At 73.6% G+C, this 20780-nt stretch carries 23 protein-coding genes; 13 read left to right on the top strand and 10 right to left on the bottom strand.

Annotated features, from left to right (window positions below; genetic code table 11):
- Nucleotides 1–113: 113 nt before the first annotated feature.
- The gene (locus ACP7TJ_RS04440; protein WP_167742526.1) at nt 114–1073 is read left to right on the top strand and encodes a DMT family transporter; all 960 of its coding nucleotides are present in this window, start codon (nt 114–116) and stop codon (nt 1071–1073) included.
- A gap of 113 nt (nt 1074–1186) precedes the next feature.
- Here ACP7TJ_RS04440 and ACP7TJ_RS04435 read toward each other — a convergent pair whose 3' ends face one another.
- A complete protein-coding gene (locus ACP7TJ_RS04435) occupies nt 1187–1873 on the bottom strand; it encodes a pyridoxamine 5'-phosphate oxidase family protein (protein WP_266395552.1) in 687 nt (228 codons plus the stop codon).
- Between the two features lie 35 nt (nt 1874–1908).
- Between ACP7TJ_RS04435 and ACP7TJ_RS04430 the strand changes: the two genes are divergently transcribed.
- A complete protein-coding gene (locus ACP7TJ_RS04430) occupies nt 1909–3246 on the top strand; it encodes an aminotransferase class I/II-fold pyridoxal phosphate-dependent enzyme (protein WP_427762199.1) in 1338 nt (445 codons plus the stop codon).
- A 33-nt stretch (nt 3247–3279) separates the two neighbouring features.
- Here the strand turns inward: ACP7TJ_RS04430 and ACP7TJ_RS04425 are convergent, their stop codons facing one another.
- A complete protein-coding gene (locus ACP7TJ_RS04425; RefSeq protein WP_425936747.1) occupies nt 3280–4230 on the bottom strand; it encodes a DMT family transporter in 951 nt (316 codons plus the stop codon).
- Nucleotides 4231–4305: 75 nt separating this feature from the next.
- Between ACP7TJ_RS04425 and ACP7TJ_RS04420 the strand changes: the two genes are divergently transcribed.
- On the top strand, nt 4306–5319 hold the full coding sequence (locus ACP7TJ_RS04420) for a LysR family transcriptional regulator (RefSeq protein ID WP_244353733.1): 1014 nt from the start codon (nt 4306–4308) through the stop codon (nt 5317–5319).
- Here the strand turns inward: ACP7TJ_RS04420 and ACP7TJ_RS04415 are convergent.
- Together ACP7TJ_RS04415 and ACP7TJ_RS04410 are read right to left on the bottom strand one after the other, a co-directional pair.
- The gene (locus tag ACP7TJ_RS04415; RefSeq protein ID WP_093764916.1) at nt 5294–5764 is read right to left on the bottom strand and encodes a pyridoxamine 5'-phosphate oxidase family protein; all 471 of its coding nucleotides are present in this window, start codon (nt 5762–5764) and stop codon (nt 5294–5296) included. The two genes, ACP7TJ_RS04420 and ACP7TJ_RS04415, sit on opposite strands and share 26 nt — an antisense overlap.
- A 75-nt stretch (nt 5765–5839) precedes the next feature.
- A complete protein-coding gene (locus ACP7TJ_RS04410) occupies nt 5840–6334 on the bottom strand; it encodes a Rieske (2Fe-2S) protein (RefSeq protein WP_167742522.1) in 495 nt (164 codons plus the stop codon).
- A gap of 158 nt (nt 6335–6492) precedes the next feature.
- On the opposite strand from ACP7TJ_RS04410, the gene ACP7TJ_RS04405 reads away from it, so the two are divergent.
- The 3 genes from ACP7TJ_RS04405 to ACP7TJ_RS04395 all read left to right on the top strand — a co-directional run bounded on the left by ACP7TJ_RS04405 (nt 6493) and on the right by ACP7TJ_RS04395 (nt 9063).
- Nucleotides 6493–7701, top strand: a complete 1209-nt coding sequence (locus tag ACP7TJ_RS04405) for an RNA-guided endonuclease InsQ/TnpB family protein (RefSeq protein WP_189912319.1) — start codon at nt 6493–6495, stop codon at nt 7699–7701.
- Between the two features lie 217 nt (nt 7702–7918).
- Nucleotides 7919–8683, top strand: a complete 765-nt coding sequence (locus ACP7TJ_RS04400; RefSeq protein ID WP_427762195.1) for a HipA family kinase — start codon at nt 7919–7921, stop codon at nt 8681–8683.
- On the top strand, nt 8680–9063 hold the full coding sequence (locus ACP7TJ_RS04395) for a DUF3037 domain-containing protein (RefSeq protein WP_167742519.1): 384 nt from the start codon (nt 8680–8682) through the stop codon (nt 9061–9063). The genes ACP7TJ_RS04400 and ACP7TJ_RS04395 overlap by 4 nt, the downstream gene beginning before the upstream one ends.
- A 71-nt stretch (nt 9064–9134) precedes the next feature.
- Here ACP7TJ_RS04395 and ACP7TJ_RS04390 read toward each other — a convergent pair whose 3' ends face one another.
- A complete protein-coding gene (locus tag ACP7TJ_RS04390) occupies nt 9135–9689 on the bottom strand; it encodes an excalibur calcium-binding domain-containing protein (RefSeq protein WP_189912317.1) in 555 nt (184 codons plus the stop codon).
- A 277-nt stretch (nt 9690–9966) separates the two neighbouring features.
- On the opposite strand from ACP7TJ_RS04390, the gene fabG reads away from it, so the two are divergent.
- The 5 genes from fabG (at nt 9967) to ACP7TJ_RS04365 (ending at nt 14726) form a co-directional block, all read left to right on the top strand.
- Complete coding sequence (fabG, locus tag ACP7TJ_RS04385; protein ID WP_093764921.1) at nt 9967–10728, top strand: 3-oxoacyl-ACP reductase FabG; 762 nt, start codon at nt 9967–9969, stop codon at nt 10726–10728.
- A gap of 11 nt (nt 10729–10739) precedes the next feature.
- Nucleotides 10740–11498, top strand: coding sequence for an SDR family oxidoreductase (locus tag ACP7TJ_RS04380; protein WP_093764922.1), 759 nt, complete (start codon nt 10740–10742; stop codon nt 11496–11498).
- A 230-nt stretch (nt 11499–11728) separates the two neighbouring features.
- Entirely contained in the window at nt 11729–13315 is a 1587-nt protein-coding gene (locus ACP7TJ_RS04375) for an ABC transporter substrate-binding protein (protein WP_427762192.1), read from the top strand.
- Nucleotides 13316–13406: 91 nt separating this feature from the next.
- Nucleotides 13407–14090: a uracil-DNA glycosylase gene (gene ung, locus ACP7TJ_RS04370; RefSeq protein WP_093764962.1), complete on the top strand. Its 684-nt coding sequence runs from the start codon at nt 13407–13409 to the stop codon at nt 14088–14090.
- A 126-nt stretch (nt 14091–14216) separates the two neighbouring features.
- A complete protein-coding gene (locus ACP7TJ_RS04365; RefSeq protein WP_193459766.1) occupies nt 14217–14726 on the top strand; it encodes a hypothetical protein in 510 nt (169 codons plus the stop codon).
- Between the two features lie 13 nt (nt 14727–14739).
- On the opposite strand, the gene ACP7TJ_RS04360 is transcribed toward ACP7TJ_RS04365, so the two are convergent.
- The 4 genes from ACP7TJ_RS04360 to ACP7TJ_RS04345 form a co-directional block, all read right to left on the bottom strand.
- Nucleotides 14740–15210, bottom strand: coding sequence for a hypothetical protein (locus tag ACP7TJ_RS04360; RefSeq protein WP_093764925.1), 471 nt, complete (start codon nt 15208–15210; stop codon nt 14740–14742).
- Nucleotides 15211–15356: 146 nt separating this feature from the next.
- The gene (locus ACP7TJ_RS04355) at nt 15357–15869 is read right to left on the bottom strand and encodes a DinB family protein (RefSeq protein ID WP_266395531.1); all 513 of its coding nucleotides are present in this window, start codon (nt 15867–15869) and stop codon (nt 15357–15359) included.
- Nucleotides 15870–15958: 89 nt separating this feature from the next.
- The gene (locus ACP7TJ_RS04350; RefSeq protein ID WP_427762189.1) at nt 15959–16351 is read right to left on the bottom strand and encodes a VOC family protein; all 393 of its coding nucleotides are present in this window, start codon (nt 16349–16351) and stop codon (nt 15959–15961) included.
- Nucleotides 16352–16391: 40 nt separating this feature from the next.
- Entirely contained in the window at nt 16392–17006 is a 615-nt protein-coding gene (locus ACP7TJ_RS04345; protein ID WP_093764928.1) for a TetR/AcrR family transcriptional regulator, read from the bottom strand.
- A gap of 90 nt (nt 17007–17096) precedes the next feature.
- Between ACP7TJ_RS04345 and ACP7TJ_RS04340 the strand changes: the two genes are divergently transcribed.
- Nucleotides 17097–18377, top strand: coding sequence for an FAD-dependent monooxygenase (locus tag ACP7TJ_RS04340; RefSeq protein ID WP_093764929.1), 1281 nt, complete (start codon nt 17097–17099; stop codon nt 18375–18377).
- Nucleotides 18374–19279 carry a Gfo/Idh/MocA family protein gene (locus ACP7TJ_RS04335; protein WP_093764930.1) on the top strand — a complete coding sequence of 302 codons (906 nt, stop codon included), beginning with the start codon at nt 18374–18376 and terminating at the stop codon, nt 19277–19279. Before ACP7TJ_RS04340 ends, ACP7TJ_RS04335 begins: the two co-directional genes overlap by 4 nt.
- Here ACP7TJ_RS04335 and lnt read toward each other — a convergent pair.
- Nucleotides 19203–20771, bottom strand: coding sequence for an apolipoprotein N-acyltransferase (lnt, locus tag ACP7TJ_RS04330; RefSeq protein ID WP_093764931.1), 1569 nt, complete (start codon nt 20769–20771; stop codon nt 19203–19205). The two genes, ACP7TJ_RS04335 and lnt, sit on opposite strands and share 77 nt — an antisense overlap.
- Between the last annotated feature and the right edge of the window lie 9 nt (nt 20772–20780).

The raw sequence follows: 20780 nt of genomic DNA, 5'->3' as shown, positions 1-20780 counted from the left end.
ACGAAGTCCGCGGATCCCGGTCCCTCGGCCCCGGCGGGGCCTGAGCCGGGCTCCCTTCCGAACTTCCGCGCCCACGCACACGCGTGATGCGCGCCTCTGCGGAGAGAGAACACGTGTCGAACAACGTCTCCGGCCTGCCCGTCGGGCGCGGCCTGATCTACCTCGTCGTCGCCGGTGCCGCCTGGGGCACCGCGGGCGCCGCGGCCTCGCTGGTGTACCGCACCAGCGACATGGGCCCGGTCGCCCTGTCCTTCTGGCGCTGCGCCGTCGGCCTTGCCGTGCTGTACGCGGCGCGGCTGCTCTTCGGACGCTCCCGCGCCGCCGCTCCGGCACCGCTGGGCCGCCGGGCGGCGCGGGCGACGGCCACCGGCATCGGTCTCGCGGTGTTCCAGACGGCCTACTTCGCCGCCGTGTCGGCGACAGGGCTGGCCGTGGCCACCGTCGTCACCCTGGGCGCCGGTCCCGTGCTGATCGCCGTCGGGGCCCGCCTCACCATGGGCGAGCGGCTGGGGCGCGGCGGGCTCGCGTCCGTCGCGGGCGCGCTCACCGGGCTCGTGGTGCTCGTCCTCGGCGGCGGGGACGCGACGGTGGACCCGGCGGGCGTCCTGCTCGCCCTGCTGTCCGCCGCCGGCTACTCCGCGATGACCCTGCTCACCCGGTGGTGGGGGCGCGACGGCGGCACCGACGCGTCCGGCGCGACCGTCGGGGCGTTCGCCGTCACCAGCCTGGTGCTCCTGCCGTTCGCCGCGGTGGAGGGACTGGTGCCGCACACCGATGCCCCGGGCGCGTTGTCGCTCCTGCTCGCCTACGTCGCGACCGTGCCGACCGCGCTGGCCTACGGCCTCTACTTCGCGGGCGCCGCGGTCGTACGGTCGGCGACGGTGTCCGTGATCATGCTGCTCGAACCGGTCAGCGCGGCGGTGCTCGCCGTCGCTGTGCTCGGCGAGCGGCTCACGGCGGCCACGCTGGTCGGCACCCTGCTGATGCTGGGCTCGGTGGCGGGCCTGGCGGCAGGCGAGGCCCGGGACGCGCGGGCGGCGCGACGGGCACGGGGGGACGCCGTTCCGGCGTGAGGTGAACGAGGGTGCCTCCGGTCGGCCGGGGGCACCCGCGGGACGTCGCCCCGGGCCACCGCGTCCCGGGCGTGACCGGCGTAGGCGAACGTCGCCCGGAGGGATCGATCAGGTCACAGGGCGGTCAGATAGCCGGGGACCTCCGTGCCGGGGGCCAGGTCCGGGGCGGGCTCGGGGGTGCCGTAGGCCGTGCGGACCGGGAGGACGCCCGCCCAGTGGGGCAGGGACAGGTCCTCGGGCTCGTCGTTGACGCCGCCGGTGCGGAGCTTGGCGGAGACCTCGGCGAGGGGGAGGCGGAGCACCGCCGTGGCGGCCAGTTCCTTCTTGTCGGCCGGGCGGGAGTCGGCGGCGCGGCCCGGCACGACATGGTCGACGAGGGCGTCGAGCGCCCGCCGCTTCTCCTCCGGGTCGCTCACGTCGTACGCCGTGCCGTGCACCACCACGGAGCGGTAGTTGACCGAGTGGTGGAAGGCGGAGCGGGCGAGCACCAGGCCGTCGACATGGGTGACCGTGAGGCACACCGGAAGCCCTTGGCCGGTCTGCCCGGCCGCCCGCAGCGGGCGGGAGCCGGTGGAGCCGTGGACGTAGAGGACCTCGCCGACGCGGCCGTAGAGCGTGGGCAGGACGACCGGGGCGCCGTCCCGGACGAAGCCGAGGTGGCAGACGTAGCCCTCGTCGAGTATCGCGTGCACCAGGTCCTTGTCGTACGACGCGCGCTGCGGGGAGCGGGTGGGGACGGTGCGCTCGGTGGGCGCGTAGGAGGTCTCGGGTCGCTGCTGCGATGGCTGGGGCCCCTGCATGGCCGACTCCCTTGTACTAGTGCATAATGTGGTTTGTGCTAGGAGAGTATCGGATCAGTGGGCGGCGCGCGGCGGAGATTTCCGCGAGCATCGAGCGGGCGGTGGGGGAGGGCGCCCTGCAGCCAGGTGAACTGCTGCCTCCCATGCGGGAGTTGGCCATGCGGCTCGAGGTGAACCCGAACACCGTGGCGGCCGCGTACCGGACCCTGCGCGAGCGCGGGGTCATCGAGACGGCGGGCCGGCGGGGCAGCCGGGTGCGGCCCAAGCCGGCCACCACGGCACGCGAGATGATCCGGGTGGAGGTCCCACCGGGCGTGCGCGACCTGTCCGACGGCAACCCGGACCCCGCGCTGCTGCCGGCGCTGGCCGGGGCGTTCGCCGCGGCCGCGGCCCAGGGCGACAAGGAGCCGGTGCTGTACGGGCACGCACCCGTGGACCCCGAACTGGAGCGGTTGGCGCGGGCCGGGCTGGACGCCGACGGCGTGCCGCACGGGCCGGTCGCCGTCACCTCAGGTGCGCTGGACGCGGTGGAGCGGGTGCTCGCCGCCCATCTGCGGCCGGGGGACGCGGTCGTGGTGGAGGACCCCGGGTGGGGGAGTCTGCTGGACCTTGTCCCGGCGCTCGGCCTGCGCACCGTGCCGGTGGCCCTCGACGACGAGGGGCCCCTCCTCGACGGCGTGCGCAGGGCGCTGGAGGGCGGGGCGCGGGCGCTGATCGTCACCGACCGCGCCCAGAACCCGACCGGCGCCGCGCTGAGCGCCGAGCGGGCGGAGGCGCTGCGCGCGGTGCTCGCCGGCCATCCGGAGACGCTGCTGATCGAGGACGACCACGGGCACCACATCGTCGACCTGCCCCTGCACCCCCTCGCGGGCGTCACGCACCGCTGGGCCTTCTCCCGCTCGGCCGCCAAGGCGTACGGGCCCGACCTGCGCCTCGCGGTCCTCACCGGCGACGCGCTCACCCTCGACCGGGTGCGCGGCAGGCAGCGGCTCGGGCCCGGCTGGGTCAGCCTGACCCTCCAGCGCGCGGTGGCGCGGCTGTGGGCCGACGGCGCCGTGGACCCGGCGGCCGTCGCGGCGCGCTACGGGGAGCGCCGGGACGCCCTGGCCGCGGCGCTGAACCGGCGCGGGGTCGCGGCGCACGGGCGCAGCGGCATGAACCTGTGGGTGCCGGTCCCCGACGAGACCGGGGCGGTCGCCCGGCTGCTGCACGCCGGCTGGGCGGTGGCCCCCGGAGCGCGCTTCCGGATGAACACGCCGCCGGGTGTCCGCGTCACCGTCTCCACCCTCACGCACACGGAGATCGAGCCGCTGGCCGAGGCGCTCGCGGCGGCGGTGCGGCCCGGAGAGGGGGACCGGCGGACGTACGCGTGAGGGGGCGCGGCGCGCGTGGGGCACCCCACCTCCCTACTCCGCCCGCCGCGGCCTCACCTGTGTGAGCGCCGCCCCCGCCAGGACCACCGCCGCGCCGACCGGTGTCGACCAGGTCAGCGTCTCGCCGAGCAGCAGGATGCCCGCCGCGGCGGCGATCACCGGGACGAAGTAGGTGACCATCTGACCGGTGGTCGGGCCGACCTCGGCGACGATGCCGTACTGGACGAGGACCGCCAGGCCCGTGCCCAGCGTGCCCAGCGCGGCGATCGCGAGCAGCGGGCCGACCGCCAGGCTCGACGGCACGGAGGTGAACAGCGGGGTGACGACGGCCAGCTGGACCGTCGCGAGCAGCAACTGGCCCCCGGTCAGTGACAGGTGGGAGTGGCTGCTGCCGGCGAGGGTGCGGCGGACGTAGATCCAGCCGACGGGGTAGCTCAGGGAGGCGAGCAGGGCCAGCGTCGTGCCGCGCGCGTCCAGGCCCTGGAAGCCCTGCCACGCCCCCAGCACGGTCAGCACCCCGAGGAAACCGAGGCCCAGTCCCGCCACCCGCACCCGTGTCGGCCGGTCCTCGCGCAGCGCCACCAGGGACAGCGCCATGCCCCACAGTGGGGAGGTCGCGTTGCAGATGCCGGCCAGGGTGGACGGGATGGTCAGCTCCGCGAAGGCGAACAGCGAGAACGGCAGGGCGTTCAGCAGGAAACCGGCGACCGCGAGATGCATCCAGGTGCGGGCGCCGCGCGGCAGCCCCTCCCGCCGTACCGCCATGGCGACCGCCAGCACGGCCGTGCCGAAGGCCAGGCGGCCCAGGGTGACCTGGAAGGGGGCGTAGCCCTGTGTGCCGACCTTGATGAGGAGGAAGCTGAAGCCCCAGATCAGCGACAGGGCGGCGAAACGCAGCCGCCAGTCGAGGCGCGGACGGGCGGGGGCGGGCGCGGAGTCGGCCGGATCCGGCGCGGTGGTGGTGGTCGCGGTGACACTGCTCATGCCGGTAACGATGGGGCAGACCTACCTCGTAGCACAATCGAGAAATCGCACGCAGTATCTCGTAGCATCGCTTACATGTTGAACTTGGAGCGCCTGCGCACCCTCGACGCCCTCGCCCGGCACGGCTCGGTCAGCGGGGCGGCGGAGGGGCTGCACATCACCACCTCGGCGGTCTCGCAGCAGATGGCCAAGCTGGAGCGCGAGGTGGGTCAGCGGCTCCTCGCCAAGCACGGGCGCGGGGTGCGGCTCACGGACGCGGGCCGGCTGCTCGCCGAGCACGCCGCGCGCATCCTGTCCCAGGTGGAGCTGGCCCAGGCCGACCTGGAGGCGCAGCGCGGGCAGGTCGCGGGCGAGCTGCGGATCTCCGCCTTCCCGACCGCCGCGCGCGGGCTGTTCCCGGCCGCGCTGGCCGAGCTGAAGGAACGCCATCCGGCGCTACGGGTGCGGTCGCGGGAGCTGGAGCCCGAGAACGGCATCCGAGGCGTGGTCCGCGGCGACCTCGACCTCGCGGTGGTGCTCGACTGGTACAACAAGCCGATGCCGCTGCCCGACGGGCTGGTCAAGGCGCTGCTGCTGGACGACCCGGCCGACGTGGCCCTGCCGGCCGCCCACCCGCTCGCCGGACGGGACGAGATCGACCTCGCCGAGCTGGCCGAGGACGAGTGGATCACGTGGGGCGAGGGGGAGTTCTGCCATGAGTGGCTGATGTTCACCCTGCGCTCCAAGGGCGTCGAGCCGATCGTCGCGCACCGCGCGGCCGAGAGTCACACCCAGCTCAACCTGGTCGCCGCGGGGCTCGGGGTGTGCGTGGCGCCGCTGCTGGGCCGCGATCCGCTGCCCGGCGGGGTGGTGACCGTGCCGCTGCGGCAGCGGGTCCGGCGGCACGTGTTCGTCGTCTGGCGCGCCGACGCCGACCGCCGCCCGTCGATCCGGGCGGCGGTGCGGGCGCTGCGGGCGGCGGGGGAGAGGGTCGGGGGCGCCGCACTCGTGGACGGCGCCCCCGTGGATGGCTCCTCGGAGGCCGGCGTCCCGCAGGCCGGCGCGACGGAGCCCGGCGCTCCCGTCAGGACAGCTGCGACAGCTTCCTGAAGTCCCAGGAGACGATCTTCTCCGGGGTCAGCCGCAGCCACGCGTGCCGTCCGTCGTGCGGCATCTCGTCCAGGCCGAAATTCTTCCGGGCGAACAGCGTCTCCGGCACGTCCAGTTCCGCCCGCAGCTCGCCGGTGCGCGGGATCTCGCCCACGAACTCCACCCGCCCGGACAGCTCCGCGCCGCGCAGCTCGTCGTACTCCTCGCCCGTGTCGACCACGACCGCCACCCGAGGGTCGCGCCGCAGATCCGCGAACCGCCTGCTGCGCACCACCGAGTACAGCCACATCGAGACGCCGTCCCACACGAACCACAGGGTGCTCACGTGCGGCATGCCGTCGGCGGACACCGTGGCGACCCGGCAGGTGCGCTGTTCGGTGAGGAAGTCGTCCAGCTCCCCGGGCGTCATCATGATCTTGCGGCCCCGGCGCTGTGTGGCGGTCATACGGACGGCCCCTTCTGCTGTCGTGCTGTGCGTGTGCCGTGCACGTGGTTCCCCATCGTGCACGGGTCCGGCGGTTCAGGCGAGGGTGATGGAGTCGCCGTCGACGGTGATCCCCACCTCGGGCAGCGGCTTGGTCGCGGGGCCGCTGCTCACACTGCCGTCGGCGACGGAGAAGTTGCTGTTGTGACAGGGGCAGTTGATGAGCCCGTCGGAGACGCTCTTCACCGCGCAGCCCTGGTGGGTGCAGGTCGCCGAGTACGCCTTGAACTCGCCCGCCGACGGCTGCACGACCACCACCTTCTGGTCGGCGAAGACCTTGCCGCCGCCCTCGGGGATGTCGGCGGTCGAGGCGAGCGGCGTGCCGCCGGCGGCGTCGCCGCCGGAACTCCCGCCCGTGCCGCCGCCGTTCGCGGTGTCGTCCGCCGCGCCGCCGGACTGGGCCGGGGCGGCGGACGCGTCGTCGTCGGAACCTCCGCAGGCGGTCAGCGCCACGGCGAGGCCGGCCGCCCCCGCGGCCGCCACCACCGTGCGGCGGGCGGGTCCCGATGCGGGCTGGAACGATACGGTCATCGAGAATCTCCTTCGTGGGTACCCCGACCTTCAGGCCGGGGCGGAAACGAAGCTCCTGCGGAGCAGGGCAGGGGAAACCGGTCCGCCAGGGTGGACCGGTGCCTGCCATCCACCGGCCGACACCTGCCGCTCACACGGAAACTGATACGGTGTGAGGTGTGGCGCAGCGGGTCAAACGGGCATTCAAGTACCGCTTCTACCCCACGGACGAGCAGGCGGCAGAGCTGTCCCGTACGTTCGGCTGCGTCCGCCTCGTCTACAACAAGGCGCTGGAGGAGCGCACCCGGGCCTGGTACGGCGAGCAGCGCCGTGTCTCCTACGTGCAGTCGTCCGCCGCGCTGACGGAGTGGAAGAAGACCGAGGAACTCGCCTTCCTGACGGAGGTGTCCTCCGTCCCGCTCCAGCAGGCACTGCGCCATCTTCAGACGGCGTTCGGGAACTTCTTCGCCAAGCGCGCGAAGTACCCCCGGTTCAAGAGCCGCAAGAAGTCCCGGGCGTCGGCCGAGTACACCCGCAGCGCCTTCAAGTGGCGCGACGGGCGGCTGACTCTGGCGAAGATGACGGAGCCGCTGGACATCCGCTGGTCGCGTCCGCTGCCCGAGAGGACGGAGCCGACCACGGCAACCGTGTCCCGCGACGCTGCGGGGCGCTGGTTCGTGTCCCTGCTCTGCGAGGACACCATCACCCCGGCCCCTGCCACCACGAACGCCGTCGGTCTGGACGCCGGCATAACCTCCCTCGTGACCTTGTCCACCGGGGAGAAGATCGCCAACCCCCGGCACGAGCGCCGGGACCGCGCCCGGCTGGCCCGCAGGCAGCGTGAGCTGTCGCGGAAGGCGAAGGGCTCGGCGAACCAGGAGAAGGCCCGTAGGAGGGTCGCCCGCGTGCATGCGCGGATCGCCGACCGGCGCCGTGACTTCCTGCACAAGCTGTCGACTCGACTCGTCCGTGAGAACCAAACGGTCGTGATCGAGGACCTGACCGTCCGCAACCTGCTGAAGAACAGCAAGCTCGCGCGCGCCATCTCCGACGCGGCCTGGACGGAACTCAGCTCGATGCTGGAGTACAAGTGCGCCTGGTACGGGCGCGAACTCGTCGTGATCGACCGCTGGTTCCCCAGCTCGAAGCTGTGCGGGGCCTGCGGAACGGTCGCGGCGAAGATGCCGCTGAACGTCCGCGAGTGGACGTGCGACTGCGGCACCGTGCATGACCGCGACGTGAACGCGGCACGCAACATCCTGGCCGCCGGGCTGGCGGCGTCTGCCTGTGGAGACGGTGTAAGACCTCAACGGGAGTCCTCCCGGACGGGGCGGTCGTCGGCGAAGCAGGAACCCCAGCGGGCGACCGCTGGAATCCCCTGCCCTTAGGCGGGGGAGGAAGTCAAGCCGGTGTGTCCCTTCCGGGGATGAAGCGTGATCTGGAAACAGGTACGGTCGGCGGGCCCGGGCCGTTCAGGCAGTGCCGAGAGCTTCGCCTGCGTGCGGTCGGAGGGGCGTAAGCCACAGCTGTCGGTTGCCTGTCGGCCCCGGCGACGCGCCACCGGGCCGCCTCCGACGTGCGGCGACACGCCAGTAGCCTGGGGCGATGCTCAAGGAAGTCATCGCGACCCGATTCATCGCGCCGCTGCGCGAGGGCGGCTCGCTCCCCGGACTGATCGAGGCGGACGACCTCGGCACCTACGCGCTGAAGTTCACCGGCGCCGGACAGGGCCGCAAGACGCTCGTCGCCGAGGTCGTCTGCGGGGAACTGGCCCGCCGGCTGGGGCTGCGGGTGCCGCGCCTGGTCACCGTGGAACTCGACCCGGTGCTCGGGCTCGGCGAACCCGACCCGGAGGTGCAGCAGTTGCTGAAGTCCAGCGGCGGCACCAACCTCGGGACGGACTTCCTCTCCGGCGCGCTCGGCTTCGACCCGCTCGCCTTCGAGGTGGGCCCCGAGGAGGCCGGGCGGATCGTCTGGTTCGACGCGCTGGTCAACAACGTCGACCGCTCCTGGCGCAACCCCAACATGCTGCGCTGGCGCGGCGAGCTGTGGCTCATCGACCACGGCGCGACCATGATCTGGCACCACAACTGGCCCGGCGCCGAGGCCTCCGCCGCCCGCTCTTACGACGCCTCCGACCACGCCCTCCGGGGCGCCGCGCCGGACGTCGCCGCGGCCGCCGCGGACCTCGCCCCGCGCATCACCGAGGACCTGCTTGCCGAGGTCACCGCCCAGGTCCCCGACGTGTGGCTGGCCGGAGAACCCGGCTTCGACGGCCCCGACGACCTCCGGCGCGCCTACGCCCGCCCGCTGCTCGCCCGCGCCGCCGGGATCCACCACCGCATCGAGGGCCTCGAGGGGGACCGGTGAGCGACCTGCACGTCTACGAGTACGCACTCCTGCACGTCGTGCCGCGCGTCGAACGCGGCGAACGCATCAACGCGGGGGTGCTGGTGTACTGCCGGCCCCTCTCCTACGTCGGGGCCCGCACCCACCTCGACGAGACACGGCTGCTGGCCCTCGACCCCGCCGCCGACGTACCCGGCGTACGGGCCGCGCTGCGCGCCGTCGAGGGTGTCTGCGCGGGCGGCGACGCGGCGGGCCAGGCGGCCGCCGACGACCCCGGCCGCCGCTTCCGCTGGCTGATCGCCCCCCGCTCGACGATCGTCCAGCCGGGCCCGGTCCACACGGGCCTGACGGCGGACCCGGGGGCGGAGACGGAACGCCTGCTGGACCTGCTGGTCCGGTAGGACGCGGGGGCGCCGTGCGGGGGCGCGGGCGAACAGGTGCGGCGCCCGCGGCCGCCCTCAGGCGGTGTGTGTCAGGTGCGGCGGCGGCGGAGGACGTAGCCCGTGGCCAGCAGCGCGCCGCTCACGAACGTGGCGCCGATGCCGATGTCCCAGCTCGTCGGGCCGTTGCCCGAGGCGCCGCCCAGGCCGCCCTGGACGCCGCGGGTCGGGGTGGGGGCGGCGGAGGTTCGCGTGGGAGTGGGCGTCGGGCTCGGGGAGCGGGTCGGGGACGCCGTGGCCGTCGGTGTCCGCGTGGCGGCCGGCGTCTGGGTCCGGGTCGGCGGGGCGGACGTCGGCCGGGCGGACGTCGGGGCCGCCGTCGTCGGGGACATGGTCGGGGTCGCCGGGCGGAACGTGGAGGAGGTCAGGCCGCGGCGGGGCAGCGCCTCGCAGGCGATGCCGTCGTCCGGGCCGGCGTCCTCGTCGAGCCGGTGCGGGTCGCTGCGGTCCATCTCGAAGAAGGTCTGCGCGTCCTCCTGGTAGGTGAAGTCGCTGCAGTCCAGGTCCTGGGCGTGGGCGATGTCGGCCATCGGCACGATCGCGGCGAGCGCGATCAGCGTGCCTATGGCACCGGTGCGACGGCGCATCGGGCGCCTCCTTTCCGGCCGCGGGGAGCTCGCGCTTCGACGCTAGGTTCCGCCGGCCGCCACGGCGCGCAGCGCTGGGCCGATCGGGTGCCGGGGAAGTGAACCGGAGGCCGGAGAGGTCCGCCCGGCCGCGGGGAATGGATCACACACGCGCGGTGCGCCGTTGACACCGGGTGCCAGGGCTTCTAGCGTCACGTCTGCTGAAGGTACTAAGCGGTCGCTCATCGCATCGGGGGCGGCCGCAGGAGCCGCATCCCAAGGGCGAGGAGAAGCAGCAATGTCCACCACTGAGCAGCGGGTCGCGGTCGTCACCGGCGCCGCGCGCGGCATCGGCGCCGCCACCGCCGTACGACTGGCCGCCGAGGGTCGCGCGGTCGCCGTGCTGGACCTCGACGAGGCCGCCTGCAAGGACACCGTCGAGAAGATCACCGCCGCCGGCGGCAAGGCGCTCGCGGTCGGCTGCGACGTCTCCGACGAGGCGCAGGTCGAGGCTGCCGTCGCCCGCGTCACCGAGGAGCTCGGCGCCCCGACGATCCTGGTCAACAACGCGGGCGTGCTGCGCGACAACCTGCTGTTCAAGATGAGCGTCTCCGACTGGGACACCGTCATGAACGTGCACCTGCGCGGCGCCTTCCTGATGTCCAAGGCCTGCCAGAAGCACATGGTGGACGCCGGCTTCGGCCGCATCGTCAACCTGTCGTCCTCCTCCGCGCTCGGCAACCGCGGCCAGGTCAACTACTCCGCGGCCAAGGCCGGTCTGCAGGGCTTCACCAAGACCCTGGCCAAGGAGCTCGGCAAGTTCGGCGTCACCGCCAACGCCGTCGCCCCCGGCTTCATCGCGACCGAGATGACCAAGGCCACCGCCGACCGCGTCGGCATGGGCTTCGAGGACTTCAAGGCCGCCGCGGCCACCCAGATCCCGGTCGCCCGCGTCGGCGAGCCCGAGGACATCGCCAACGCCATCGCCTTCTTCACCGCGGACGCGGCAGGCTTCGTCTCCGGCCAGGTGCTGTACGTGGCCGGCGGACCGCTCGACTAAAGGACCCGGACATGACGACAGTGGAACCCACCGGCAAGGTCGCCCTGATCACGGGCGCCAGCCGCGGCATCGGCTACGGCGTCGCCGAGGCGCTGGTCGCGCGCGGCGACCGGGTCTGCATCACCGGACGCAACGAGGACGCCCTCAAGGAGGCCGTGGAGCAGCTCGGCGCCGACCGGGCCGTATACGTGGCCGGCAAGGCGCACGACGAGGCCCACCAGGCACTCGCCGTCGAGCGCGTGATGGAGGCCTTCGGCCGGGTCGACTACCTGGTCAACAACGCGGGCACCAACCCCGTGTTCGGGCCGATCGCCGACCTCGACCTGAACGTGGCGCGCAAGGTCTTCGAGACCAACGTGATCTCCGCGCTCGGCTTCGCGCAGAAGACCTGGCACGCCTGGCAGAAGGACAACGGCGGGGCGATCGTCAACATCGCCTCCGTCGCGGGCATCGCGCCCTCGCCCTTCATCGCCGCCTACGGCGTCAGCAAGGCCGCGCTGATCAACCTCACCCAGCAGCTGGCGCACGAGTTCGCGCCCAGGGTCCGGGTCAACGCCATCGCCCCGGCGGTGGTGAAGACCAAGTTCGCCCAGGCGCTGTACGAGGGCCGCGAGGAGGAGGCCGCCGCGTCCTACCCGCTCGGCCGGCTCGGTGTGCCGTCCGACATCGGCGGGGCGGCCGCGTTCCTCACCTCGGACCAGTCGGACTGGGTCACCGGCCAGACCCTGGTCGTCGACGGCGGCATCTTCCTCAACGCCGGCGTCGGCTGATCCGTACGCACCGATCGCGCATCACGCGTGCGCACCGGTCACCACCGCCCCGTCCGACACGGACGCCGTTGACGAAAACGGCGTCCGTGTCGGCGTTTTAGGCACGAAACGCCCGTGACAACGTAGTCATCCGCCAGTTGATCTCACGGCCCGTTCCGGGGTGGGTCAGGGGGCGTGTCACTGCGGTATCGTTCGCCGACCCTTGGTATGGCAGATCGAGGAGCGTGCGCGTGTTCAACCGGAATCGATGCCTGCGGCGGGTGGCGGCCATCGCGTCCATATCGTCCCTGGTGACCGGATGCGGCGTCCTGTCGTCCGACAGCCCGGAGGACGAGGGCCCCATCGTCGTGGGAACCACCAGCTCGCCGAGCACGCTGGATCCTGCCGCGTCCTGGGACAGCTCCTGGGAGCTGTTCCGCAACATCTACCAAACGCTGCTGAGTTACCCGGTCGGCGCGACGACCCCGCAGCCGGACGCGGCGGAGAACTGCGAGTTCTCCGACACCTCCAACCAGGTGTTCCGCTGCGAGCTGCGCGAAGGACTCACCTTCTCCGACGGCGGCAAACTGGACGCGAAGGCGGTCAAGCACTCGATCGACCGCATCCGCCAGATCAACGTGAACGGCGGTCCGGCCGGTCTGCTGGGCAGCCTCGAGCGGGTCCAGGCGCCGAGCGAACGCGAGGTGGTCTTCTACCTCAACAAGCCCGACGCCACGTTCCCGTTCGTGCTCGCGACCCCCGCGATGTCGATCGTCGACCCCGACTCCTACCCGGCGGGGTCGCTCCGCGAGGACAAGAGCGTCGTCGGATCGGGCCCGTACACCCTCCAGTCGTACGAGGAGGGCAAGGAGGCCCGGCTGGTCCGCAACGACAAGTACAAGGGCTACGCCGAGCGAAACAACAACGCGGTCACCATCCGCTACTACCAGGACTCCGGCACGATGGTGAAGGCGCTGCGCGACAAGCGCATCGACCTCACCTACCGGGGTCTGGCCGCGGGCGACATCGTCGAGCTGCAGGGCAGGACCTCCAAGGAGGAGGAGATCCAGCTCATCGAGGGCACCGGGACCGACATCAACTACCTGGTCTTCAACCCGAAGGACCCGTGGGCCGGGAAGAAGGCGGTGCGCCAGGCCATCGCGCAGCTCGTCGACCGCGCCGCGATCGCGCACAAGGTGTACAAGGACACCGTCGACCCCCTGTACTCGATGGTCCCCAAGGGCCTGACCGGACACACCACCGGCTTCTTCGACGACTTCGGCGAGCCCGACGCCGGCAAGGCCCGCGAGATCCTCCGCGACGCCGGCATCACCGAGCGGGTGCCGCTCACCCTCTGGTACACCTCGGACCGCTACGGCTCCGAGACCGCCCTGGAGTTCAAGGAGCTGGAGCGGCAGCTGGAGGCGTCGGAGCTGTTCGACGTCACGCTGAAGAGCCGCCCCTGGAAGACCTACGTCGAGGGCTACCAGAAGGGCGAGTACCCGGTGTTCGGCCGTGGCTGGTTCCCCGACTTCCCCGACGCGGACAACTTCATCGCCCCGTTCGTCGGCAAGCAGAACGCGCTCGGCACGCCGTACGAGGCGAAGAAGATCGTCAACGACCTGCTGCCCAGCTCCCGCCGTGAGAGCGACCGGGGCAACGTGGTGAAGCAGTTCGAGGAGGCCCAGCAGATCCTGGTGAACGACGCGCGGCTGCTCCCGCTGTGGCAGGGCCGGCAGTACGTGGCGGTGAGCCGGGACATCTCGGGCGCCGAGCGTGCCCTGGACCCCTCCACGATCATGATGCTCTGGCAGCTCTCCCGGAAGACCAGCTGGTAGAGCGCCCTGACAGCCGGCCGCGAGGCCGGCTGTCAGTGGTCGCCGGTAGGTTCTGAGAGCTGGAAACGACCACGTGAGCAAGGGAATCGACGTGACCGACATCGCCATGCTGCCCGAGTCCTGGCGCGGGGTGCTGGGTGACGAGCTGCAGCAGCCCTACTTCAAGGAGCTGACCGAGTTCGTCGAGGAGGAGCGGGCGCGCGGTCCCGTCTATCCGCCCCGCGAGGAGGTCTTCGCGGCGCTGGAGGCCACGCCGTACGACGAGGTGAAGGTCCTGGTGCTCGGCCAGGACCCGTACCACGGGGAGGGCCAGGGGCACGGGCTGTGCTTCTCGGTCCGGCCCGGGGTGAAGATCCCGCCGTCCCTGCGGAACATCTACAAGGAGCTGCACGCCGACCTGGGCACGCCCGTCCCGGACAACGGCTATCTGATGCCGTGGGCCCGGCAGGGCGTGCTGCTGCTCAACGCGGTGCTCACGGTCCGCGCGGGCGAGGCCAACTCGCACAAGGGGCGGGGCTGGGAGCTGTTCACCGACGCGGTGATCCGCGCGGTGGCCGGCCGGCCCGACCCGGCGGTCTTCGTGCTGTGGGGGAACTACGCGCAGAAGAAGCTGCCGCTGATCGACGAGAGCCGGCACGTGGTGGTGAAGGGGGCGCACCCCTCGCCGCTGTCCGCGAAGAAGTTCTTCGGCTCCCGGCCGTTCTCGCAGATCGACGAGGCGGTGGCCGCGCAGGGGCACCAGCCGATCGACTGGACCATCCCGAACCTGGGCTGATCGCCCTCGCCTCCGCCCCCGGCACGTCGCGAGGCGGCCTGTCCGGAATCGTCCCCGTCTGCGGTTAGCGTCGGGGGCGACAGCGGGCGACAGCGGGCGACAGCGGGCGACGGTGCGGAGGACGCGGTGACGGAGCGACAGGAGCAGGCGGCGCCGGACGCCCTGCTCACCCGGATCGGCCAGGTCGTGATGCTGCACCACGCGGGGGACCGGGAGGAGGCCCGGCACCGCCTCCTCGGCCTGTGGGCGGAGATCGGCGAGCACGGCGACCCGCTGCACCGCTGCACCCTCGCCCACTACCTCGCCGACACCCAGGACGACCCCGAGGACGAACTGGCCTGGGACCTGCGCGCGCTGACGGCGGCCGAGGAGGCGGGCGGGACCCCCGCCCACGCCGGCGCCCCGGCGGTGCGCGCCCTGTACCCGTCGCTGCATCTGAACCTGGCCGCCGACTACCTCCGCCTCGGCCGCCCCGACGCGGCCCGCGCCCATCTGGACCGCGCCCGCGGCGCCGCCCGCACCCTCGCCGACGACCGGTACGGCGAGGGCCTCCGGGCCGCGGTCCGCCGGCTGGAAGCACGGCTGGGTGAGGACGGCAGGCCGCCCGGCGCACCGGGACCGCCCCGGCAGAGATGAGGCGGGGTGCGACTCAGCGGCCGTAGGTGTCCCGGCAGATGCGCGCCTGCGCGCTGTCCGCCGGCCAGCCGCCGTACTCCCTGCCCAGCGCGCAGATGTCCGAGCCGCCGGAGGAGCCCCCGGCCGGCGACCCGCCGCCAGGGAGCTGCGCCGGCGGGCGCGGGGCCGGGACGCGCCGGGTCGGCTGCGCCCGCTCGGGGCTCAGGGGCCGCTCCGCGCGCGGCGCCTGCCCGTCGCGTGCGTCGGAGGGCACGTCCCGCTCCGGGGGCGTGGTCCTCGGGGTGGCCCGGTCCGGCGGCGACGCCTCGGGGGAGTCGGCCGGCACCCGCCGCAGGGCCTCGCGCGCCGGCGCCTGCACCACCGGTGAGGCGTCGCGCCCCGCCGCGTCGTGCCCGGCCCCCGGCGGCGGCGCGGTCGCCGGGCCCGGTGCGAGGGGACGCTGGACCGTCACACAGCCCGAGAGGGCGGCGACCGCCACGGTCACCAGAAGCGTTGCTGTGGTCGTCGTTCGCTGCACCCCCGCCACTTTGCTGGCTCGGCCCGCCGGGCGGTGGACGGACAGGCGCGGCCGTCCTCCGCACGGGTGATGTCCGCCCACCTTCGAGGGCCCCGTCGGCGCGGCGGGTGACGTCACTCGCCGGTGGCGCCGTCGATCGCCTGCCGGATCAGGTCCGCGTGGCCGTTGTGCCGGGCGTACTCCTCGATCATGTGCGTGTAGATCCAGCGCAGGGAGCACGGCCCGGAGTGTGAATGGTGACGGCTCTGGGAGCGCTCGTCGAGGGCGTGACCGGCGGCGGCGCGCCGGGCGGCCTCGATCTCGCCCTGCCAGGTCTCGTAGGCGTCCTTCCAGGTGTCCGCCTCGCCGGGGTGGAACTCCCCGTCCGGGTCGGCCTCCCCGTAGTAGAGCGGCCCCGCGTCCTCACCGGCGAACACCCGGCGGAACCACGAGCGCTCCACCTCCGCCATGTGCCGCACCAGCCCCATCAGCGACAGCTCCGACGGCGCCACGGAAGCGACCCGCAGCTGCTCGTCGGTCAGCCCTTCGCACTTCCGGGCGAGCGTCGCCCGGTGATAGTCGAGCCACCCTTCGAGCATGGTCCGTTCATCGGCGTTCTGGGCGGGTTCGGTGCGCTGGGTCGTCATCCCGGCATCCTTTCCCGCTGACGGGGGGTCACACCAGGGGTTTTCAGGGTGCCGGCGGGGCGGAGGGCGGTGCGACGCCGGCGCCGCGGTCAGGTGCCGCCGTCGGTGCGCACGAAGAGGCAGAACGGGTGCCCCACCGGGTCGAACAGGACCCGTACGTCGTCCTGGGGCTGGTAGTCCGCCTCCCTCGCCCCCAGCGCGACGGCGCGCTCGACCGCCGACGTCAGATCGTCGACCTCGATGTCCAGGTGCGTCATCATCTGCTGTTCGGACGCTCCGGACGGCCATCGCGGAGGCGAGAAGAGCGGCTCCGTCTGGAACGACAGTCCCGTACCGCCGTCGGACGGGGCGAGCTCGACCCACTCCGGTGCGTCACTCCGCCTCGGCCACCCGAGCAGGCTCTCGTAGAAGTCCGCCAGGTGTCGGGCGTTCGGCGCATCGAGCGTGCAGGCGGCCAACGTGAATCGCGGTGAGGGCTTCATACGGGGCTGGTGCCCGGTGCCGCCGCCCTGAGAACGGCCGTCACTCCGCCGACCGCGTCCCCAGCATCCCCGCGATGATCTCCCGTAGGTCCGCCCGGATGTCCGGGACCGGCGGGATCTCGGCATGGTAGGAGCCCGCGACGCAGGAGAACAGGAGGCCGTCGGCCCACGCGATCAGGGTGAGGGCGTGGCGGTCGGGGGACGAGGAGCCCAGTGCGGTGACCAGGGCGGTCAGCTGGGCGCGGAAGCGGGCGCCCGCCGCGTCGAAGTGGGCGCGGAGTTCCGGGCGGCGGGTGGCCTCCAGGGCGAGTTCGTAGCGGGCCAGGGTCAGTTCGCGGTTGTGGGTCAGGGCGCGGTGGGCGGTGAGGGCCAGGGCGTCCAGGAGGGCGTCGGCGCCCTCGTGGGGGTCGGGGAGTTCCTGGAGGGCCAGGACCCGCTCCTCCCGGTCGGCGAGCCGGCGTACCGCCAGTTCCAGCAGCGCCTGCCGGGTGCGCGCCACGTTGGACGTGGAGCCCTGGGGGAGTCCGGCCGCCTCGTCCACCGCCCGGTGGGTCAGGCCCCGCATGCCCCGCTCGGCGAGCAGGGCGAGGGCGGCGTCGGCGACGAGGTCGGCGCGGGCGGCGCGGGCGGCGGTGGTCGTGGGGCGTTCGGGCATAGGGGTCAACCTACCCGGTTCACTACGGCTGTAGTACGGTGGAGGCGAGGGGTCACTACAGATGTAGTCGGAAAGCCTCCAGGAGGAGCCATGGCAGCGGCCGAGCGGGCGATCGTGATCGGCGGGGGCATCGGCGGACTGACGGCGGCGGCCGCCCTGCGTCTGCGCGGGGCGCGGGTGACCGTGCTGGAGCGCGCCCCCTCCCTGGAGCCGGTGGGCGCGGCGATCTCGCTGTCCCCCAACGCGCTCCGCGCCCTGGACGTCATCGGCCTGGGCGACGACATCCGCGCCCTGTCCGCCTGGCAGGGCGACGGCGGGCTGCGGACGCCGAGCGGCCGGTGGCTGGCCCGCGCCGAGGCGGCCGCCGCGGCCGAACGCTTCGGCGGCCCGCTCGTCCTGCTGCACCGCGCCACCCTCGTCGACCGCCTGGCAGGGCTGCTCCCGTCCGGCGCCGTCCGCACCGGCACCCCCGCCCGCCTGACCGACCCCGGCGTCCCGGGCGACCACCGCAGGCCGGCCCGTGTGGAGACGCCGGACGGGGAACTGGAGGCCGACCTGGTGGTGGCCGCCGACGGCATCCGCTCCGCCGTGCGCGGCGCCCTCTTCCCCGGCCACCCCGGCACGGTCCACAGCGGCTTCACCACCTGGCGCGTGGTGATCCCGTTGCCCGGCGTCGCGTTCTGCTCGCACGAGACCTGGGGCCGTGGCCGCATCTGGGGCACCCACCCGCTCAAGGACGGCCGGGTGTACGCCTACGCCGCCGCCGTCGCGCCCGCGGGGGAGCGGGCCCCGGACGACGAACGGGCGGAACTGCTGCGCCGCTACGGCGACTGGCACAGTCCCGTCCCCGAGGTGCTGGCCGCCGTCCGTCCCGAGGACGTTCTGCGGCACGACGTCCACCACATCGCCGAGCCGCTGCCCGCCTTTCACCGGGGCCGCGTGGCCCTCGTCGGCGACGCCGCGCACGCCATGCCGCCCACCCTCGGCCAGGGCGGCAACCAGGCCGTCGAGGACGCGATCACCCTGGCCTTCCCCCGCCCGGGCATGCCCCCGTCCGCGGTCGAACCGGTCGCCGACGGCCTCCCCGGCTACACCGCCGTCCGCCTCCCGCGCACCATGGCCGTCTCCCGCCGCGCGGTACGGGTGGCCCGCCTCAACCTGATGACGGGCCGCGTCGGCCCGGCCGTACGGGACACCGCGCTGGCCGCGCTGTCGAAGGCGGCGCCGTCGCTGTTCCTGCGCGGGTTCGACGGGGTCGCCGACTGGCGGCCGCCGGGAGGGCCGTCCGGTGCGGACGGGGACGGCTCCGGGGCACCCCGTATGCTCGCAGCGGACCACGGCAGGCGAGGACCAGAGGAGAACACACCGTGAAGGTCGGCTGCATCGGGCTCGGCGACATCGCGCAGAAGGCCTATCTTCCGGTGCTCGCCGTCCAGCCCGGCGTGGAACTCCATCTGCAGACCCGCACCCCGGCCACCCTGGCCCGGGTCGGCGACGCCCTCCATCTGCCGGCCGCGCAGCGGCACGCCGACCTCGACGCGCTCATCGGCGCCGGCCTCGACGCGGCCTTCGTGCACGCCCCGACCGACGTCCACCCGCGGATCGTGACCCGGCTGCTGGAGGCGGGCGTGCCGACGTACGTCGACAAGCCGCTCGCCTACGAACTCGCCGACTCCGAGCGGCTGGTGACGCTCGCCGAGGAGCGCGGCGTCAGCCTCGCCGTCGGCTTCAACCGGCGCCACGCCCCCGGCTACGCGCAGTGCGCCGACCACCCGCGCGAGCTGATCCTCATGCAGAAGAACCGGGTCGGGCTGCCCGAGGAGCCGCGCCGGATGATCCTCGACGACTTCATCCACGTCGTGGACACCCTGCGCTTCCTGGTGCCCGGCCAGGTCGACGACGTGACCGTCCGCGCCCGCACCGAGGACGGGCTGCTGCACCACGTGGTGCTCCAGCTCGCCGGCGACGGCTTCACCGCCCTCGGCGTGATGAACCGGCTCAGCGGCTCCACCGAGGAGATACTCGAGGTGTCCGGGCAGGACACCAAGCGCCAGGTGGTCAACCTCGCCGAGGTGATCGACCACAAGGGCCAGCCGACCGTGCGGCGGCGCGGCGACTGGGTGCCGGTGTCCCGGCAGCGCGGCATCGAGCAGGCGGTGCTCGCCTTCCTGGACGCGGTGCGCGCGGGGAAGACGCTCAGCGCCCGTGACGCACTGGCGACCCATGAGCTGTGCGAACGGGTGGTACGAGCGGTCGACGGGCGCCCCGCCTGAACCGCACCAGGCCCACCGCGCCGTAGACCGCGAGAACGACGAGCGCCGCCTGCGGGGGCCAGTCGCCGAACCGGACGTACAGCGTGGTGCCCCGCGCCGACGGCACGTCGTAGACCTGTGCGGCCGAGGCGTCCGTGCCGAGCCACGGGCCGATGCGCCCGCCGTCCGCGCCGTACACGGCGGACACCCCGGTCAGGGTCGCGTGCACCATCGGGCGTCCGGTCTCGGCGGCGCGCAGCGCGGCCAGCGAGGCGTGCTGCTCGGGCGCCCAGCTCTGCTGGAACGTCGACGTGGACGACTGCGCGAGCAGCACGCCCGCGCCGTCCTGGACGAGATGGCGGCTCATGTCGGGGAACGCCGTCTCGAAGCACACCATCGGCCCGATCCGCAGACCGTCGCCCACGTCCATGACGACCTGCTCGGAACCGCGCCTGCGGTCCTCGCCGGCCGCCTTGCCGACGGAGGTCGCCCAGCCCAGCAGCGAGCGGGCCGGGACGTACTCCCCGAAGGGCACCAGCCGCATCTTGTCGTACCGGTCGCCGGTCGGTCCGTCGGGGCCGATCAGCACCGAGCTCTTGTAGATGCCGGGCTTGTCCGAGCGGCGCGCGTCCACGTTGACCAGGATCTCCGCGTCCGTCTCGCGGGACAGCGCGGCCAGCCGCCGGGCCAGGTCGGGGCGGTCGCCCAGGTCGAAGCCGACGCTGCTCTCCCCCCAGACCACCAGGTCGACGTCCTGTCCGGCCAGCTCACGCGTGAGCTGCTCCTCGCGGTCGAAGCGGCGGTCGGGGCTGTCCGGTCCCGCGACGACCCCCGGCTGGACGAGTGCGATCCGCGTCCGCTCCCCGGTCTGGTCCGGGCGGGGCGCCCCCGCCCACGCGGCGGACCCGGCGGCGGCCACGGCGACCAGCCCCGCCACGGCCGGCACCCGCGCCCGGCGCACCGCGACCAGCACGGCCACCGCGACGTTCAGCGCCACCACCAGGAAGCTGGGCAGCCACACCCCGCCCACCGACGCCAGCCGCAGCGCCGCCTCCACCTGCCACTGGCTCGCGCCCAGTACGCCCCAGGGCCCGCCGAGCCCCTGCCAGGAGCGGATCAGCTCGATCGTCAGCCAGCCCGACGGCACCACCAGCAGGGCGGCCGCCACCCGGCCCCCGGACGGCGAGCCGCCCAGGGTCCGGCGCACCAGCCACCCCCACGGCGCCCACAGCGCGCCCAGCAGCGCGGCGATGACGAACGTGAACACGTGCAGGCTGGGCAGCAGCCAGTGGTGCATGGCCAGCATGAACCCGAACCCGCCCCACCAGCCGTCGAACGCGGCCCGGCGCCCGGTCGGCGCGGCGCGGATCAGCAGCAGCCAGGGGACCAGGGCGACATAGGCGATCCACCACAGGCTCGGGGCGGGGAAGGCCAGGACGGGCAGCGCGCCCGCGACCGCGGCGGCGGTCGAGCGGCGCCACGGGGAGGCGAGGTGGTGGCCGACGTTCTTCATGGGCGCCTC

Origin of the sequence: Streptomyces sp. DSM 41931 (assembly GCF_050271085.1) — a bacterium.
Lineage (GTDB): Bacteria > Actinomycetota > Actinomycetes > Streptomycetales > Streptomycetaceae > Streptomyces > Streptomyces albogriseolus.
Note: the sequence above shows the minus strand (reverse complement) of the source record. Positions and strands in the feature narration are given on the sequence as shown.